Source organism: Paramagnetospirillum caucaseum, assembly GCF_000342045.1.
Taxonomy (GTDB): Bacteria; Pseudomonadota; Alphaproteobacteria; order Rhodospirillales; family Magnetospirillaceae; genus Phaeospirillum; species Phaeospirillum caucaseum.
In genome coordinates, this window is sequence record NZ_AONQ01000215.1 from 1 (window position 1) to 365 (window position 365).

General features: G+C 53.4%; 1 protein-coding gene. It reads right to left on the reverse strand.

What is annotated here, in order from left to right; genetic code table 11:
• A partial coding sequence (locus H261_RS24480; protein WP_200860291.1) for a PAS domain-containing protein occupies window positions 1–365 on the reverse strand: 365 nt, incomplete at both ends.

Consider the following 365-nt stretch of genomic DNA (forward strand, 5'->3'; position numbering starts at 1 on the left):
GCCAATTCTGCCACTGGAATCGATAGTAAAAATAGCAACGCTGGAATTGTCAAAGATCAGTCGCAGCAGACCTTCATTATCACGAAGGTTTTCCTCGGCTTCACGTCGTTCAGTGATGTCCGTGTACAGGGTTATGAATCCACCGCTCGGCAGCGGTTGACCTGAAATTTCAAGGATGGTTCCATCAGGCCGAACACGATCAAACTGGTGCGGCTTCATAGCCCCTGCTCTCTGTACAACCTGTCCCGCGAGTTCCTCTGGGTCACCTGGGCCATATTCACCGCGTCGGGCGTTGAACAGGGCCAGGGACTTCATTGACGGCAGGCCGTCATCAAACAATTCGTCGGGGAAATCCAGCAGCCTCC